Source organism: Aulosira sp. FACHB-615, from assembly GCF_014698045.1.
Classification (GTDB): domain Bacteria; phylum Cyanobacteriota; class Cyanobacteriia; order Cyanobacteriales; family Nostocaceae; genus Nostoc_B.
Genome location: NZ_JACJSE010000013.1, coordinates 1 through 17,240, shown reverse-complemented (window position 1 = coordinate 17,240; position 17,240 = coordinate 1). Strand labels below are relative to the sequence as shown.

Sequence of the window (17,240 nt, the reverse complement as noted above, 5' to 3'; positions counted from 1 at the left end):
TTACGCCGACCTGTACTAGATTACTGTTTCTGGGCGCAACCTTCTAACACTTTATTACCCAATATCAAAACAGCCGAATAAGGGTAGTTTTTATCTGACATTCCATCACTACAAGCACTCACTTTTTGCAAAATCAATGTATTGTTACCCCTGAGTCGGTAAACTCTGACCAAATCAGCAGGACGGGCTTGGGCTGCTAGAGGTTTTACATAAGGGAAGGTTTGTTTTTTCACCTCTGGCGAAGAGTAAACAATGCCATTTTTACTAACAGTTACACTCCAAAAAGGTTCTGTACCTAAAGCGATAAATTTTTCATTACTAGGAGTGACTGCTTGCAAACTAGAACTGTATGCCAGTAAACTAGCACTCATTCCCACAAAAGCGATGTAAGAGATAAAAGCTTTCATTGCTCAAGATTTTGAAATGATGAATATCTAATAGATACACATTCAATATTCCAATTCCGCTTGGCAATCAAAAGTCACTCTCACGGTTAATAATATGAGTATATTTTTGTTGACTATTTCCAAGAAGATAGAGGTGGAACTTGTGTTAATTCATGGCTGAGAAGTTCATGAATGTAACCGTTAGTGGCAAGAATGCGACCTGAGTTGATTTGTAAAGGGCTACCATCATAAGCTGTGACTTTACCGCCTGCTTCTTGTAATAAAATGATGCCAGCGACAATATCCCAAGGTGACAGTCCGCGTTCCCAGTAACCATCAACACGACCACAGGCAACATAAGCTAAATCAATGGATGCTGAACCGCTACGTCTAACTCCTTGGGTGAGGTGAGTTAAGTGACAAAATTCGGCATAATTGTTATCTGAGGTTTCGCGGCGATCGTAAGCAAAACCAGTTACTAATAAGCTTTTACGTAATTCATTGGTTTGGGAAACTTTGATGGGGCGACGGTTACGAGTTGCACCTAAACCAGCAGCCGCCTGAAATAACTCATTATGCAATGGGTCATAAATTACGCCTACCTGCGGCGTACCATTAATTAACAATCCAATAGAAACGGCGAAAAAAGGATATTGGTGGGCGTAGTTTGTCGTACCATCGAGGGGATCGATCGCCCACAAAAATTCATTATCTTGATTGCCTATCTTACCTGATTCTTCCGCCAAAATAGAATGCTGCGGCAAGTGACGGTGGATAACTTCTAACACCACTGCTTCTGAGGCTTTATCCGCCGCCGTTACCAAATCACCGGGGCGGCCTTTTTCAGTTACTGCGTCTTCTAATTTGCCTAAATAACCTTGTAAAACTGCACCTGCTGTTAACGCCGCCTCGGTAGCAATATCGAGAAAAATTTGTAGTTGAGTCATGGGTGAGTTAATTGTCAATAGTCAAGAGTCAATAGTCCCACACTCAGCACTCACGACTCAACACTGAATCATACATTCAAAGGCGCGATCGCTGATCCCTCAATTCATCGATTCAAAAACCGGAACTCAGCCGGAGTTTGGCGCATAGGATTTTTTGGGTTCCAAATTCCCTCTCCCATAATTCTTGCCCATTGTTGGGCGCGTTCTAGACGTTGATCGTATTTGTGATTAGGCGATCGCCCCACAAACAGCGCATATCCTTGTTTGACGATTTGTTCATTTAATAACTGCTTATCTTTCCAGACATAAGCTAATGTCCGCCCCAGTTTATCTTTATTTTCAATATCAAACTCTAGCTTGATTGATTGTTCTACACCACCAATTAACTTTTCTAAGCTTTGTCTCGCTTCATCACCCCAAGGATTTTGCCGCAAATCTGGCGCATCAATGCCAATTAAACGCACTGGCGAAGCAAAATTAGGTTGTTCACCCATACCCAGCACTTCTAAACTTTGCCCACTCACTACACGCGCCACTTTCACCAATACTTGATTATCTGTGGGCTGATTTTTGGCTTGACAACTTACCAATAGTAATAAGCAAGCTAATATAGCTATTTTTCGCGTCCACCACCCAAAACATCCTGAAATAGTAGATATTCGCATTTTGACTCCTTTGCACCCTTTGAGAAGCCGAGGGAGTTGGGGAGAGGGGAGACAAGGGAGAGGAGTAGACAAGTGAGAGGGGGTAGACAGGGGAGAAGAAATATAGTTTCTACCTTGTCCCCCTTGTCCACCTTGTCCCCCTTGTCCCCCTTGTCTCCCTTGTCCCCCTTGTCCCCCCTTGTCCCAGTATTAATCTTCGTCTAACGGTAAACCCGCTTTTACTCTACCTTTAGCAAAGTAACGCCCAAATTGGAGTTCATAGACTTCATCTTCGTCTTGTGTTTCTACATCCAAGTCGGAACGGGCGTAACTCACACACAGCAAGGCGTAACCTTGTCGGCGTAACTCTAAGGACAAGCCAACCGCCTCTGGTTGATCAATTTCTCCCGACAAAACCCTAACAGCGCAAGCTGTACAAGCCCCATTACGGCAAGAAAAAGGCAATTCCACGCCTTGTTGTTCGGCAGAGTGTAGGATGTAGCGGTCATCTGGAACTTGAAGAGTGTGTTCTTTACCAGTGGCGCGATCGCGGATTTTAATTTTGTATGTACGGGACATCGTGATTTTGAATTTGGCTTTTCTCTACTCTAAAATGTCTTGCTAGATATTTGCATTTTCTATAAGTTTATATTACAATAAAAAATTGTGACACCTGGAGAGGTGGCCGAGTGGTTGAAGGCGCAGCACTGGAAATGCTGTTTGGGGGCAACTTCAACGAGGGTTCGAATCCCTCCCTCTCCGTTTTTACATAGCCTTTAGGGCATTAAAGAAAAGCTTGAAGAAGTTTCTTCAAGCTTTTCTCTGTTATTTTGTTTACATATTCTCAATTAACCAGCACAGTACGTAGGATGCGTTATACCAATTCACGAAATTACTGATACAAATCACTTCCTCTACACCTTTGTTTCCGGTCGCCGAGCGGAGTCGAGGCGCTGCTTGCCTATCTGTATCATGTTTAGAGTGAAATGGTATTACGACTTGGTGAAATTCTTTCAAATATAGGACTTACGCATAAAAACGAAAAATCAAGGGTTTTGGCGAGGGTGTAGGGGTTCAGGTGTATAAGGGAGCCACTGGCGTGGGCGGGTTTCCCGACTTGAGCCAAGTGGCGTGTGTACTGATTCAAAATCCTTACACCCAATCTCTACAGATAATCTTTGTGCGTAAGTCCTGAAATAGTTTCAGTACTTGCTTTTGACAATCGCTTTTAAAGCATCTGATAGATGTGTGTTATTAAGTGAAAAAATTTCGATCCCATCATCATCCAATTCAGTGGTTACTTGAAGATTCTCTGCCAATTTTGTATCTAGCAGCTGCAACAATTCTGCCAAATTAGGAGCCAAAACACATTTTTCATCTTCATCTCTGCCAAAGTTGATAATTTGCCCAATACATCCATTAACATCAGGCGCTAAATCAATACCGATGTGATTTCCTCCTCCATCGTGCATCAGAGGTATCCATTTTTCATGTGCATAGACGCTTTGGATAACGCCTTCTGGATAAGATGTGCAGAAATCATTTAAACTTTCTAAACCATCTTCAATGATTTCCTTCCAACTTAACCAATTTCGCTCCACTTCAGACAGCGAGAGAAATTGTAACCCATAAAAAATGCCCCGTCCTTCTCTAGACTCTCCATTATTGAGTCGATATAAAGTTTGCATCTCTGCGGGAATTTCATAACCAAGTACCGTTTGCAAATGTAAAATTTCATCTTCACTTGCTGGTGGGTTGAGATACTTGTAATATGCAGGAAACCTATCATTAATCTTTTCTCGATAGCTTAACCAGGATGCACTAACAAGATTATTCATTTTAGATTAATTGCCTGCAAATAACTCTTTTTTAAGCTGCTGAGAGGTTTTCTCAATTGCATTGATGCTACCTGGATTTACTAATCCATAATAGTCAAAAATATAAACTCGATTATTTTGTGTGGCTTTGAGTTTTTGCCAAAAAGGTTCTTTACTAAATGATTCCAAAATCTCCTTATTTGAGGTTGCTTGCGGAGGGTTGATGACAATTATTGTGTCTGGATTAACTTCTAAAACTTTTTCTGCTGATAAAGTGACATAACCACCAAACGGACTTTTACCTTGTAATTCGGCGGCGACATTCTTGAGTTGAAATTTTTCTAGCAAGTTTCCCGCCCAACTGCTTTTATTTGGGGTGAGAATTGGTTGATTACTCACTAACACTAAAGTAGAAATATTTTGCTCTTGTTTTTCTGGTAAAAAACTTTTGTAGCGAGTTAACAAAGGTTCGGGGTTTGCACCAATTAAATCACCCAGTTTTTGAGTCAGACTTTCTAAAGAATCCCATGTTTTGAGTTGAGTCAATACAGTCGGAATTTTTAATTCTTGTAATCTTTGAATTACTTGGGTAGAAAAACCTTCGATACCAATGACTAAATCTGGTTTGAGAGCCACAATTTTTTCTAAATTAGGAGGAGTTTGACCTTCACTCACACGAGGAATATCCTTCAAACCAAGTTCGTTTTTAAATAATGAATTTCCCGCGATACCTACTAGTTTAGTTTTATCGAGTTGATAAATAATATCTGTGGCTAGGGATGAAAGACTAACTACTCTTTTAGCTGTTGGTTGATTATTAGGGGTTGCTGTAATAGCAGATGTTTGTGGTTGTGGTTGTTGAGTTGTAGCAGTGCTACAAGCCATTAAAAATATACTGATGAGAATTGCTAATGCCGATAATATTAAACGATGATACATATAAGAATAAACCTATGGTAACTATGAAATTTGCTGACAAAAATGGCGAGTGTAGACATAGTAAAAATTCCCCCAAGAATTTATAGCTATGCTACCTCGCCATTAAGTATACAAGGTTTATTGAGAAAAGCTTTAAATACTATACATTAGTATGTTGTCAAACTATTGTTAATTAAATAACATTTGTTTGTTTTTGTAAAAAATTTATAGTAAAACTTTTTACTTGTGAGAGTGATTTATGAATAATGGTTTAATAGCTGGCTGAAATGTTGTTTTTACTGCATCAATGCCCAATCTTCAGGAGTATTACAGTTAAGTAACATCTTGGTATCAGGCACAGCTAAAACTTGTACCGAATATTGCTGAAGCCACTGCTGAAACGATCGCCCGCCTTGGTTGATAAAATCTAGTAGTTGCGGTAAACATCGCCGGCGATAAAAACCACACAGAGGTTCCCAGCCTTTAGGATGATGCGCCAAAGCGGCGATCGCATCTTCCCCCACATTATCAAGTTGCGCCACCCATCCTTGCAATACCTCAACCCGCAACTTTGGTAAATCGCAAGCAAGTAACAACACCCAATCAGTTTGTACCTGTGTTAGTCCTTGAGCAAACCCCACCAACGGCCCCTGACTTACAGGCGCTTCTAAAATAAAATTACCACGAGGTAAATGTAAGTGTTGATAACGTTCCAGCCAAGGAGTGACAATATAAACAGTCTCAGCACAAGCCGCCGCAATCTGACAAGCTCGCTGTAATAAAGGTACACCATCAACAGTCAGCAAAGCCTTATCCTGTCCCATCCGCGAACTTTTACCGCCAGCCAATACAATGGCTGATAAAAGTGCTGAGTGCTGAGTGCTGAGTGCTGAGTTATTTGTCATTGGTCATTAGTCGTTAGTCATTAGTCATTTGTTCTTTTATGTTCTTTTCTTCACCTTTACCCTGATGTCGTCACTAGCCCTGAGATATTCTTATTTATCAAGTTTCATCTTTATAAATATAGGACTTACGCAAACTCTACTATTTCTTGGCGTTCTTGGCGGCTTGGCGGTACCCTGCGGGAAGCCGCTTCGCGTCTACGATAAATTAAGCTTGTGGGCAATTGCGTAAGTTCTGAAATAATCTAGAATTTTGGCATCGATGCGTTCTTTAATATTATTGGGTAGTTTATTTAGTTGTTTTATCGCACCCTTGGTTAATTCAACTTGATACATTAAGCAGTTTCTTTGTTATATCCTTGATATTCATTCCAAGAAACAGTACCATTGATGCGTCTATCTTCTCTAGCTTCCTTAATAGCTTGTAAATCTTCCTCATTTTCTATATCATCGATTCTTTGTAAATACGTGAGTATTTCATCTAACACACTGTCATAAGTTTGGTTTAACAACACATTGATAGATTCAATTATTGCTTTTCTTTCTTGTTCGGTTTTCATTGCTATTTTGCTTGATTTAGTAGATAGACTTGATCAGTTTTCTGCTTCCTAAAAAGGAATCATCCTCTCGTTTGACTTTGCTGCACTTGCTGTAACATTTGCTCAACACTGGTTGCTGGTGCAAGACACTTTAAACCTTGGCAAACTAAGGCAATACTTCCTTCTGGGAGGTTAGATACTACCGAAAACGTGGCTACTGGCAAATATTGAGGAATGAGAGATTTGATTTGCTCGCTGGTGCTGCGAATTAAGGTAGAGTTACGATACCAATCCAAAGCGGTGAATAAGCTGGGGCAAGCTTGAGGATGACTAGCCATGATGCTTCGGAAGGCTTTTAAACCTTGCTCTGATAAATCGAGATAGTGCAGATTATCGGTGAGTAGAGATAACCTGACAAGATTTGCGATCGCCACTCCGTTAGCAGAAGGTGTAGCATTATCCGCATAGCTGCGTTCGCGGATAATTAATTCCTGACTAGCATCGCTAGATGTGTTAAAATATCCTCCTAGTTCTACACTCCAGAGAAATTCGTCGAATTCTTCTTGGATAGCGATCGCTTTTTCCAACCATTGTTGATCATCTGGGCTACAAGCTTGTAAGTCTAATAACGCTTTAATAAAAAAGGCGTAGTCTTCAGACTGCGCTAAAAATGTCGCTTCACCTTGATAATTGAGTCGGTGGAAACGTCCATTGACAAACTGATTTTCCCAAATAAAATTAGCGGCTTGTGCGGCTAATTCCAAATACAAAGGTGATTGAAAGACCCCACCTGCTCTAGCTAACCCAGAAATCATCAAACTATTCCAAGCCACAATCATTTTTGTATCCGTCACCGAGGGAATACGCCCCGGCCAATTATGGGTTTTGGCTTCTTGATTATTCCGGGCTGGGGGAAAAGTCTTTAATGATTCTGGTGCATCACCATAACGCGCTGTAAATAATTTTGCTAATGCTGTTTCTATTTCTGGACTCAATTCCCCAGGGTTACGCCTTTGCAATACATTCAACCCTTCAAAGTTGCCTTGAGGACTAACTGTAAACTCTTGTTGTAATAGGTTTAATTCTTCTGGTGTTAATAACTGTGCGAGTTCGCTGTAACTCCACACATAAAAAGCCCCTTCTTCTGGCTCGACTGCATCAGAATTAATAAAACTATCTGCATCTTGAGCCGCGTAAAAGTAGCCTTCTGGGGCAATCATTTCTCGTTGGAGCCATTGTACAGTTCCCGCCACAGCCCTAGCAAATGCTGGTTCTTGAGTACCCGCACTCCATAAATTTGCTAGATACTCGACAATTTGCCCATTGTCATAAAGCATCTTTTCAAAGTGAGGCACTGTCCAGGTGGGATCAACTGTATAGCGATGAAAGCCACCACCCACATGATCATAAATCCCACCCAGGGCTAAATCTAGTCCGCGCTGAGTACAAATTTTCTGACCATCATAGCGAGATGGCAAATTAAACCGATTTCCCCGCAGTGCTAACTCGGCATAAGGCATCATCGGGAAACTGTTACCGTATTGATTAGCAGTAATGATCCCCGTGCTAGTTTCCCAACCTTTGCCCAGTAATTCATTTTCTGCAACTAGTTGGGGATCATCATTTTGCAAGACCGCAGAGGTGAGGAGCGAGTCTAAAATTACTGCTTTGCGTTGGCGTAAATCTTCTTTTTCGTTGTCGTAGTAATGGCGGAGAGCTTGCAGCACCTGTAAAAAACCAGGACGACCATAGCGGGGATCAACCGGAAAATAAGTCCCAGCGTAAAAAGGAACCAAATCTTCCGGAGAAAGAAAGGCATTTAACGGCCAACCACCTTGACCAGTCATCATCTGTAACGCCTGCATATAAATGCTATCGATGTCTGGGCGTTCTTCTCTATCTACCTTGATAGGCAGAAAATTGGCATTCATGTAATCTGCGATCGCAGCATCAGAAAAAGCCTCACCTTCCATCACAGTACACCAGTGGCAACTAGAGTAACCAATGGAAAGAAAGATAGGTTTATTTTCTGCCTTAGCAGTGGCGAGAGCTTCATCACACCAAGGCCACCAATCAATAGGATTTTCGGCGTGTTTACGCAGGTAGAGACTCTTAGCTTGGGCAAGGCGATTAGTCATGATCTTGTTGTGTGAGGATAGATGCCTTATTTGCCCAGTCTACATTCTGAACGTGGGAGTAGAACTACTCCTTACATAAAAAAACAAAACTTACACCACAGGTTTTCAATAGTCAGGTTAGTAAAGCTTGTGAGAAGAGTTGAACAGCTAATCAAACAAACATTTTTTCCTTTGCCTTGTTAATTAGGGCAAAGAGCGCCACAGAAAGCTGATGATAGTTGTTGACATCTCTGGTGCGGGTGGTTTAACCTGGGCTTGAATTTTGGTATTGTAATTAATTCCTGCTATCAGATGGAGCAAGAAAGTAATGATGGCGGCTTGCACAAGTTTTTCGAGCATGGCAGGTCTCCCTCAGTTGATAGCACTGCAAGTAAAATCTTTTTTCTAAATACACCCCGTACTCATAAATTTCGTAATTTGCCGGGATTTTTTGGAAAATTGCCTTAATTTTTGGTAAATAAATCTTGACAAAATCCAAATTTATAGATAAAGGTATGACAGTTTCATTGTCAGAGCGATCGCAGTTGTGGTTTGTCATTGCTCCTCTCTGGCACGAACCGACTCAAATTCCTAGACGCTTTCCCCTATAAAAAGTGCCTGAGTTATGATTTACATCTGTCAGATAGAAGAGAAAATTAGCTCTCTTGCAGGTGATGACAGCCATTCGCCGTTCTCATCGATAAAATAGATGTAAATTAGCTACAGGAACGCTGCATGATTCCTATCGTTATTGAACAATCGGGTCGGGGCGAACGCGCCTTTGATATCTACTCACGACTGTTGCGTGAGCGAATCATCTTTTTGGGACAACAGATTGACAGCAACTTAGCTAACTTAATAGTTGCCCAAATGCTGTTCTTGGATGCAGAAGACCCAGAAAAAGACATTTATATGTACATTAATTCCCCCGGCGGTTCGGTAACTGCTGGTATGGGTATTTTTGACACTATGAAGCATATCCGCCCCGATGTCTGTACCATTTGTACCGGATTAGCGGCGAGTATGGGAGCTTTTCTCCTGAGTGCGGGTGCTAAAGGTAAGCGGATGAGTCTACCCCATTCCCGCATTATGATTCACCAACCTTTAGGCGGCGCACAAGGCCAAGCCACCGACATTGAAATTCAAGCGCGGGAAATTTTGTATCACAAAAAGCGACTCAACGACTTTCTTGCTGAACACACAGGTCAGCCAATTGAGCGCATTGCAGAAGATACCGAACGCGACTTTTTCATGTCACCCGATGAAGCCAGAGAATACGGTTTGATTGACCAAGTAATTGACCGTCACGCTGCGGGTAGTCGTCCGATGACTGTGGTGTAGTTATTTGTAATTGACTATTAAAGCTCCCATCAACACCTGAAAATTTTTACTTTTAAACCAGTATATTGCAGGGGTTATGGGAGCTTTAAAGTATTACTGCTACCGGAGACAAGATATTATGGATAGCGATCGCATCTACCAGTTAATAAATCAAGCAGAAGAACTTGTACAGACGGGGGAGTACAAGTTGGGAATTAGTGTTTTCCAGCAAGCTTTACAAATTGATCCACGTAATGTTGAAGCACTCAGACAATACGCTAAATCTTTGACGCATATACAAGAATTTGAACAGGCTTTTCAAGTTTTCGAGCAAGCCCTAGAAATAGATCCAAATAATGTAGATACATTGAGAAATTACGGTACTACTTTGGGAAAATCAGGTAGAGAGAATGAAGCTTTAAGTATTTTTGAAAAGGCTTTAGAAATCAAACCGAGAGATATTAAAGTTTTGTTTTCGTATAGCACAACATTAAAGAAATTAGGGAAAAATGAGCAGTTGATTTGCGTATTTGAAAAATTAATAGAACTTGATCCTCAAAATTCTCAATTATTAACTAAGTATGCAAATGCCTTAGTTAATAATGGTCAGCATGATAAAGCTTTTCATGTTTTTGAGAGATCACTTAAAATTGAACCTAGTAATCCAAGAATACTCAATAGTTATGCCAACGTCTTGTTTTCTAATGGTCGATATGAGAAGGCTTTGCAAATTTTTGAGAGATCACTAGAAATTGAGCCTCATAACCAAATAACTTTAAGCAGATATGCAAACACTTTTGCTGCAATTGGTGAGTATGAGCAGGCTTTTATTTTTTTTGATAAATCACTACAAATTGAAGCGAATAATCTAATAACATTGAGCAAGTATGCAATTGCTTTGAATGCAACTGGTAAGTATCAACAGGCTTTGCCTTTTTTTGATCAGTGGTTAAGGACTAAGTTTCAAAATTCTGATGGACTAAACAGTTATATTTATTTTCAATACGCTCTTGCATTAGAAGGACGAGGTAAGTATGAAGATGCAATAGAAAAATTATTAGCTATTAAAATAGAGATTTTAAGTCCATATCAAGCTAATGTAATTCAACTCCATTTAGGTAGACTACACTATTGCATTAAACAACCAGAGAAAGGTAACGAATATTTCGAGGCTGCGATAGCTAATTCTGATGATAAGGATAAAACTAGACTCTACAGTGCTAGAAGCATCCTTGCCAATAATCCTCATAGTCAAACAGCAGTCGAGATGTTACAACAAATTTCAAAAGACTCTCCACGCTATGCTGAAGCGTTTGAGATGCTAACTCTCAATTCGAGTGAGGAAGAATACTTTGATATGGTTAAGACTGATACCCAAACTGGGTTAATTGACACAGAGATGCTTAATAGAGCAATGTATCATAAGATTGCCAATGAGATTGGTATACTTAAGGGAATTGCTTATCGGATTTTGCGCCACTCTGAACTACAAGATCCTCTGTTAAGCTGCATTATTCAAGATATTGAAGATGTATTTGAAGAGGTCAATAGACGACGGGCAGCGCAAAAGTCTGAAATTGAAACTATCTCTCACGATGACTATGGAAAAATTCTAGCCGTGATTTCTAAAACAGCCCATGATATATCAGATTTTGTCAATAATCAGCTTGCTGTAATTGAGTCTAAAACTCGTCGGGCAATACGGAAGTTACAACCAAAAGATGTTCACTATACCCAGCTTGAGAAATTGCTGGCGCAACTAGAACTGACTCAGACAGCCCTTAGTGATTTAAAAGCGATTAACGAAGGAATTACCATTAAGAATCATCGCTTTAAAGTGAAAAAGCTGTTTGAAAAGTGGGAAACTACTCCTCGGATTGACCAAGCTCAAATTATGCTAGAGATCCAAAATGGTGATTCTGAATTTTATGGCGATGAAGAAAAAATTAAAAGTGCGCTGAATGAATTAGTAGAGAACTCCCTCAAACACAACTCCGAGCAGCAAAATTTAATAATTCGCATATCTTCTCAGGATGTTATTAATCCACTGGTATGGGGCAGAACAATTCCTGGTGAGCAGAAATATTTGTTTATCGAATTTGCTGATAATGGTAAAGGGATTCCTGAAGATAAAAAAGATTGGATTTTTCAACCACTAAAAACCACTTCTCACGAAGGAAAAGGTAGTGGTTTAGGGTTGTTTATTATCCGTAAAACATTAACTAAGATGAATGGGTATATCCGGGAAACTGGATACAACGGATCTATATTTGAAATTTATATTCCCTATACAAAAGGAGAGTTACATTAGACAAGATGCAAACGGAAAATGTTCATTTATTGGTGGTGGAAGATAACCCTCGTTATTTGAGCGAGTTGCTGGAGTGGTTAGGAGACTATGGTTATCAGCACATAGAAACTGCAACAAGTTCTACCCAAGCACAGGAAAAATTACAAACTCCCTTCGATGTAATAATTTCTGATATGCGGATGGAACAAGATGACAGTGGCTTTGTAATTTTGAATGAAGTGAAGGAAAGAAACCTTTCTTCTGTAGTAATAATTCTGACAGCTAACGATACAGTCGGTGATTGCCGTACAGCATTTAAATCAGGAGTATGGGACTACATTTCCAAAAATATGCGCGGCAATGTTTATGATGTTCTGCATGAATCAATTCAAGATGCGATCGCTTACTTTAACCTTTGGGGTAATGCTCAAAATGAGCAATGGATTACCGAAAATCTAGAAACTTTAGAACAAAATTATTTTGGTCAATATATTGCTGTGATCAACAAAACAGTCATTGATGCAGCAGATACAGAAGAAGCCTTAAAGCAACGTATTGAAGAACGACAACTACGCCGCTTTTTAACCACAATTCGCAAAATTGGCGATTTACGTCCCATATCTGAGTTGATCCAACTGCCAGAAAGCGATCGCCTAGAATACAAAAGTACCTTTCAGTGGGATGTTAAGCGTAATTGTGAGAACAAAGATTTAAGATTTAGCAGCCTCAAGACAATTGTGGCTTTTCTCAACTCTGAAGGTGGCACTCTGATTATTGGAGTTGAAGATAATGGTAATGTTTTCGGACTTGAACAAGATTTGTCTTTACTGTCAAATGGAAATCTTGACAAATTAGAGCGAACAATTATTGATACAATTTGTAACCATATTGGAAAAAGTTTTATTCAGCAAATCAAAATTAGGTTTGAAAATATTGATGATAAATGTGTTTGTGCAATTGATGTTAAAAAATCTCATAAAAAAGCTTGGTTACAGAAGACTAAAGAAAAGAAACTAGAATTTTATATCCGAATGTCAAACAAGTCTGAACCTCTAGATATTCCAGATATATATGATCACCTCTAAGGGCAAGTATATCTGTATATTTATACTAAACCAGGAGGTATTGCCTTCATATAATGATTTTAGTAAATAAATTTAGGTATTTAAATTTCACCCTACAAATTCTATTTGGATTAATCTAGAGGTGTGGCTAGAGATTCCAAATATTTGAGAAAATCTAGTAGTTCTTCTTCAGTTAATAAATGGCGCGATCGCTTACCATAAGTTTTCATCAGATAATCTCTGCCCCACTCTACACTGACATCTAATCGCTGCATTTCTTGATCAGTTTTAGCTATAACTTGAACAAAAAAATCTTCTCCTGATGATGGCGTAGGTTGAGCTTCCAAGTATCTCAGAAAATCCAGTAATTCTGATTCGGTTAATAAAGTCCGCCCTCTCTTGCCATAAGTTTTAATAAGATATTCTCTTCCTTGTTCTGGTGTCCAGCCTAAACGGTGCAATTCAATATCAGTTTTGGCTAATACTTCTGCTAAATTCACTGGTTTCATAAATGCCTATCTGCGGTTAATTTTATCCAAATTCTCTTGACTATTAACTATAGCTGCTATTAATCCTTCAAGGGAATAAGGATTTGCTTCAACATCAACTCTGTTTAAAATACTGCGGCAAGCATTTGAAGTCACTGGGCCAATGGAAGCAATGCAAATATTTTCTAAAACAGATTCGGCATGAATAGATTGAATTAATTGATAGAAACATCCCACTGTTTTCGGACTAGCAAATGTGACCACATCAATTTTACCTGATTGAAAAGCAGTAGCAATTACAGGTGGTATTTCAGTTGTACAATTTGATTGATAAGTCGGAACAGCTTGGACTTCTGCGCCTAATAAAGTCAGTTCCTCGACAATATTTTCTCGCCCACCTGCTTCTAATTGGGGATAAAGAATTTTAGTACCTTTGAGGTGATCTCTGTTAGGAAAAGACGTAATCAGAGAATCTGAAACAAATTCTGGGGGTGAAAAATCTGCGGTTAAGTTATATGCTTGCAACCGTGCTGCTGTTTTTTGCCCGACTACGGCTATTTTGATTTTGGTGAGTGTGCTGGTATTGAAACCCAAGTGAGTTAATCGATCTAAAAAATAATCTACGCCATTAGTTGAGGTAAAAATCAACCAATCAAATTGATTAAGGTTTGCGATCGCATCATCTAGTTTGGCATAACTTGTAGGCGGAGCAATACACAAGCAAGACATCGATAATGCAGTTGCACCCATTTGTTCGAGAAGCGCGACAAACTGATCAGACTGTTCAGCCGCGCGGGTGACAACAACTGTCACGCTACTCAAAGGTAGTTTTGCAGTTTGGTTTTGCTTGGATGAATGTTGATAGTCAGCCATAAATTACAAACTAAAACCTACACTAACCTCTTAAACTTGAGATTATTTAATGCTACCAAAGACAAGGTATGATGAGCAGCGTTAATAACTCAAGCAGAAAAGTTTGTATAGGCAGGTAAGTTATCCGATATCTAAATTCCAGGGCGGAGAATTTTCTCGGCGACTTGGGGAAACCAACGTTGGAGGAAAAACAGCAGTTTGGTTTTACCGATTCGCATCTCATAGCGATCGCACCTAAAATTATGCCAGAATTCATCCGCCAATGCTGCCGGTGAAATTTTTCCTTTACCCCTACCGTGAGTCATTGGTGTATCAACTAAAGGCGCGATAATTTCAAATACTTTAATTGATGTGCTTTCCAGTTGCCAGCGCAGGGCTTTAGTAGCAATATGTAATCCGGCTTTACTACCGCAATAAACAGGCGCAGTTTGTTTCGGTACTAATCCCAAACCAGAAGAAACATTCACAATAGCCGCGTTTGGCTTAGTTAACAAATGGGGTAACATCAGTTTAATTAATTGCAATGGTGCAATTAAATTGGTGCGTAATTCTTCTTCAATTAACTCAGGGTCAATCTCTGGATTGATAAATTCATAGTTGTATTGAATCCCGGCATTGTTAATCAATATGTTGACATTCGGGTAGCGATTAACCAGATGTTGTAAAGCATTAAAATCTTGTAAATCAGCAACTTCAGTTATAATTTCCGGCAAGATTTTCTTGACTTCAGCGAGTTTCTTAGCATCACGTCCAGTAATAATCACTGTATTGTTAGCTTGAAGAAATTTTCTAGCCAATGCCAAGCCAATTCCTGATGAACCTCCAGTAATTAACACTGTATTGTTTTGAGTTGAAATAGAGGATTTCTGCACTGATAATTTAACAGCAATTGCCGCCACGAGAATTTGAGCAGCACTAAACCAATAGGGTGTAGCTGGGCTAATGTTTTGATATAACCAACCTGCTAACAAGGGGGCAATCATTCTTGCTAATGCTTGCACTGTTTGAATGTTGCTGTTGATGCGTCCTTGAATTTTTTCACCAACAGTTTTGGACATCAAGCCAATTAAAGAAGTTTCGGCTAGGGGCTGTCCAATGCCAACCAATACAATACTTGTATAGAGAACTATAACCGAGCCTGTGATGGCGAATATACCAGATAAACTAAAAGCTAATCCGGTAATTAATGCCCCAGAAAATGCCATACGGATTTCGCCCCATCGAGGCAATAACCAGGGAATAATTATTACTTGATCAATAACACTAATTACACCAAATAAGGCAAATAACGGGGCAATTTGTGGGGCTGGCCAGTTAAATTGCTCATTTGCTAAAGCAGGTAAATTAGAAATGAGGGCAAACATCGCCATATTCACCATCAAAAAGCTCAACATCAGCCAGCGCAGTTGGGGTAGTACCAAACAGGCTTGCAATTGAGTGAAGGGATTTAATTGAGCAAAATCAGGTTGAGGGGAACGCTGGTTTGATGGTAAAGTTTCCGGCATGGCATAATATCCCCACACCAATGCAACTACAAAAGCGATCGCCACAACATACACAGGTAAAGTCGGATAAATACCCGACAATACACCACTCATAACCGGGCCGATAATTAGCCCCAAAGCCATCATCCCACTCACCCAGGAAAAAGCACGAGTCCGTTGTTGAGGTGTGGTAGTATCGGCGATCGCTGCAAATGTCATACTAGCTGTACCATCGGTTAGCCCCACAATCAGCCAGCCTGCAAATAGTACAGCTAATGCGCCCCCACTGCCAAAGATAAAATATCCCAAACTAGCCCCTAAAAGGCTAATCAGCATCATCCATCGCCGCCCATAGGCATCACTAAGATAACCAATTCCTGGCAGTGTCAAAAATTGGGCAAGTGAAAATGTAGCATATAGTAGCCCAACTTCCCACGCTGTACTGCCGTAAAGCCCCACCAATGTCGGCATAATTGGATTTAGGACTCCGAAACCCAAAAATGCCAGAAAGCCTGTGTAGAGGATAAAAGGATGTAGTTTTTTCTTCACCATTGCCCGGTTTGAGCGATCGCATTTCATAACATCTTTTTTAGATGTAATCTCAAATCATGGTGAAGTCATTAACCTATGTTAATTCGGCTGGAGAATTTTCCGAATCCGACTGAGGGACACAGGCGAAATACCCAGATAAGAGGCAATGTGATATTGCTTAACTCTGTGTTCTAAATTAGGATACTCTTGCAAAAACTTTTGATATCTGGTTGTGGCATCATCTAAAAGTAATTCCGCCTCTCGCCTCTCTTTTTTAATAAATAATGCCTCAACTAACTTATGATTCACCGCCTGCCAACATGGATGTTCTGCACATAGTTGGACATACTGACTATAATCAGCAACTAATAATAATGAATCTTCTAAAGCGGTGATAAAAAATTGAGCAGGTTGTTTTAAAATCAGCGCACTATAGGCAGTCAAAAAATGATTTTCTGGACAAAATGATTTAGTAAATTCAGTCCCCGCCGCATCCACATAATAAAGACGAAATATCCCCGCCACCACAAATCCAATTTTGCTAGGAACTTCCCCCGCACGGATGAAAAACTCTCCAGTTTTGCAACTGACTGGTTGAAAGATTTGGGTTAATTTTGCCAGTTCATCCTCTGGAATCTCAACCAGAGTGCGTAAAACATAACTCAGTTGCAGATAGGGCGGAGAAAGCATGACTAATGCTGGAAGTTGTGAGAGATAATCACTCTAGCAGATGCAGGCGCAGATATAAGTAACTCGGTGGAAATAAAAAAATTCTATGCAGCTTCATAAAAAATTGGTATTAGACACCAATACCTTCGCCAAAATAAGAGGATGAAGAGAGAGGGCTGATGTAGTAGAGTTATTGTCTTCCCAAACGACAACTCAAAAGCCACAACAAGCCCATGCCCGATATCTTATCA

General features: G+C 39.9%; 17 protein-coding genes, 1 tRNA gene and 1 pseudogene. 4 read left to right on the top strand and 15 right to left on the bottom strand.

Annotation, left to right across the window (positions count from 1 at the left end; genetic code table 11):
* Nucleotides 1-20: 20 nt before the first annotated feature.
* The 4 genes from H6G77_RS20215 to H6G77_RS20200 form a co-directional block, all read right to left on the bottom strand.
* A complete protein-coding gene (locus tag H6G77_RS20215; protein ID WP_190589035.1) occupies nt 21-407 on the bottom strand; it encodes a COG3650 family protein in 387 nt (128 codons plus the stop codon).
* A gap of 113 nt (nt 408-520) precedes the next feature.
* Nucleotides 521-1,333 carry an inositol monophosphatase family protein gene (locus H6G77_RS20210; protein ID WP_190589037.1) on the bottom strand — a complete coding sequence of 271 codons (813 nt, stop codon included), beginning with the start codon at nt 1,331-1,333 and terminating at the stop codon, nt 521-523.
* 104 nt (nt 1,334-1,437) lie between these two features.
* The gene (locus H6G77_RS20205) at nt 1,438-1,998 is read right to left on the bottom strand and encodes a thermonuclease family protein (protein WP_190672803.1); all 561 of its coding nucleotides are present in this window, start codon (nt 1,996-1,998) and stop codon (nt 1,438-1,440) included.
* A gap of 189 nt (nt 1,999-2,187) precedes the next feature.
* Complete coding sequence (locus tag H6G77_RS20200) at nt 2,188-2,556, bottom strand: 2Fe-2S iron-sulfur cluster-binding protein (protein WP_190589042.1); 369 nt, start codon at nt 2,554-2,556, stop codon at nt 2,188-2,190.
* Between the two features lie 96 nt (nt 2,557-2,652).
* On the opposite strand from H6G77_RS20200, the gene H6G77_RS20195 reads away from it, so the two are divergent.
* A tRNA-Ser gene (locus tag H6G77_RS20195) sits at nt 2,653-2,739 on the top strand.
* 440 nt (nt 2,740-3,179) lie between these two features.
* Here the strand turns inward: H6G77_RS20195 and H6G77_RS20190 are convergent.
* The 7 genes from H6G77_RS20190 to H6G77_RS20160 form a co-directional block, all read right to left on the bottom strand.
* Nucleotides 3,180-3,815, bottom strand: coding sequence for an SMI1/KNR4 family protein (locus tag H6G77_RS20190; RefSeq protein WP_190872557.1), 636 nt, complete (start codon nt 3,813-3,815; stop codon nt 3,180-3,182).
* Between the two features lie 6 nt (nt 3,816-3,821).
* A complete protein-coding gene (locus H6G77_RS20185) occupies nt 3,822-4,733 on the bottom strand; it encodes an ABC transporter substrate-binding protein (RefSeq protein WP_190872556.1) in 912 nt (303 codons plus the stop codon).
* 275 nt (nt 4,734-5,008) lie between these two features.
* Complete coding sequence (locus tag H6G77_RS20180) at nt 5,009-5,617, bottom strand: molybdenum cofactor guanylyltransferase (protein ID WP_190872555.1); 609 nt, start codon at nt 5,615-5,617, stop codon at nt 5,009-5,011.
* Nucleotides 5,618-5,812: 195 nt separating this feature from the next.
* The gene (locus H6G77_RS20175) at nt 5,813-5,950 is read right to left on the bottom strand and encodes a type II toxin-antitoxin system RelE/ParE family toxin (protein ID WP_190872554.1); all 138 of its coding nucleotides are present in this window, start codon (nt 5,948-5,950) and stop codon (nt 5,813-5,815) included.
* On the bottom strand, nt 5,950-6,174 hold the full coding sequence (locus H6G77_RS20170; protein ID WP_190872553.1) for a hypothetical protein: 225 nt from the start codon (nt 6,172-6,174) through the stop codon (nt 5,950-5,952). The genes H6G77_RS20175 and H6G77_RS20170 overlap by 1 nt, the downstream gene beginning before the upstream one ends.
* A gap of 59 nt (nt 6,175-6,233) precedes the next feature.
* Nucleotides 6,234-8,291: a thioredoxin domain-containing protein gene (locus H6G77_RS20165; protein ID WP_190872552.1), complete on the bottom strand. Its 2,058-nt coding sequence runs from the start codon at nt 8,289-8,291 to the stop codon at nt 6,234-6,236.
* A 183-nt stretch (nt 8,292-8,474) separates the two neighbouring features.
* Nucleotides 8,475-8,630: a hypothetical protein gene (locus H6G77_RS20160; protein WP_190589053.1), complete on the bottom strand. Its 156-nt coding sequence runs from the start codon at nt 8,628-8,630 to the stop codon at nt 8,475-8,477.
* A gap of 375 nt (nt 8,631-9,005) precedes the next feature.
* Here H6G77_RS20160 and clpP point away from each other — a divergent pair, with 375 nt between their 5' ends.
* The 3 genes from clpP (at nt 9,006) to H6G77_RS20145 (ending at nt 12,965) form a co-directional block, all read left to right on the top strand.
* Nucleotides 9,006-9,611 (top strand): ATP-dependent Clp endopeptidase proteolytic subunit ClpP, encoded by a 606-nt coding sequence (clpP, locus tag H6G77_RS20155; protein WP_190589055.1) that lies wholly within the window; start codon nt 9,006-9,008, stop codon nt 9,609-9,611.
* Between the two features lie 76 nt (nt 9,612-9,687).
* The gene (locus H6G77_RS20150; protein WP_190872551.1) at nt 9,688-11,901 is read left to right on the top strand and encodes a tetratricopeptide repeat protein; all 2,214 of its coding nucleotides are present in this window, start codon (nt 9,688-9,690) and stop codon (nt 11,899-11,901) included.
* 5 nt (nt 11,902-11,906) lie between these two features.
* Entirely contained in the window at nt 11,907-12,965 is a 1,059-nt protein-coding gene (locus H6G77_RS20145) for an RNA-binding domain-containing protein (RefSeq protein ID WP_190589059.1), read from the top strand.
* A 296-nt stretch (nt 12,966-13,261) separates the two neighbouring features.
* Here the strand turns inward: H6G77_RS20145 and H6G77_RS20140 are convergent.
* From H6G77_RS20140 to H6G77_RS20125, 4 genes and pseudogenes are all read right to left on the bottom strand, one after another.
* Nucleotides 13,262-13,450 (bottom strand): annotated as a pseudogene (locus H6G77_RS20140) (hypothetical protein); the annotation flags it as partial.
* A gap of 9 nt (nt 13,451-13,459) precedes the next feature.
* Complete coding sequence (locus tag H6G77_RS20135; RefSeq protein WP_190872550.1) at nt 13,460-14,305, bottom strand: uroporphyrinogen-III synthase; 846 nt, start codon at nt 14,303-14,305, stop codon at nt 13,460-13,462.
* Nucleotides 14,306-14,436: 131 nt separating this feature from the next.
* Entirely contained in the window at nt 14,437-16,368 is a 1,932-nt protein-coding gene (locus H6G77_RS20130) for an MFS transporter (protein ID WP_190872549.1), read from the bottom strand.
* A gap of 51 nt (nt 16,369-16,419) precedes the next feature.
* Complete coding sequence (locus tag H6G77_RS20125; RefSeq protein WP_190872548.1) at nt 16,420-17,010, bottom strand: Crp/Fnr family transcriptional regulator; 591 nt, start codon at nt 17,008-17,010, stop codon at nt 16,420-16,422.
* Nucleotides 17,011-17,240: the final 230 nt, after the last annotated feature.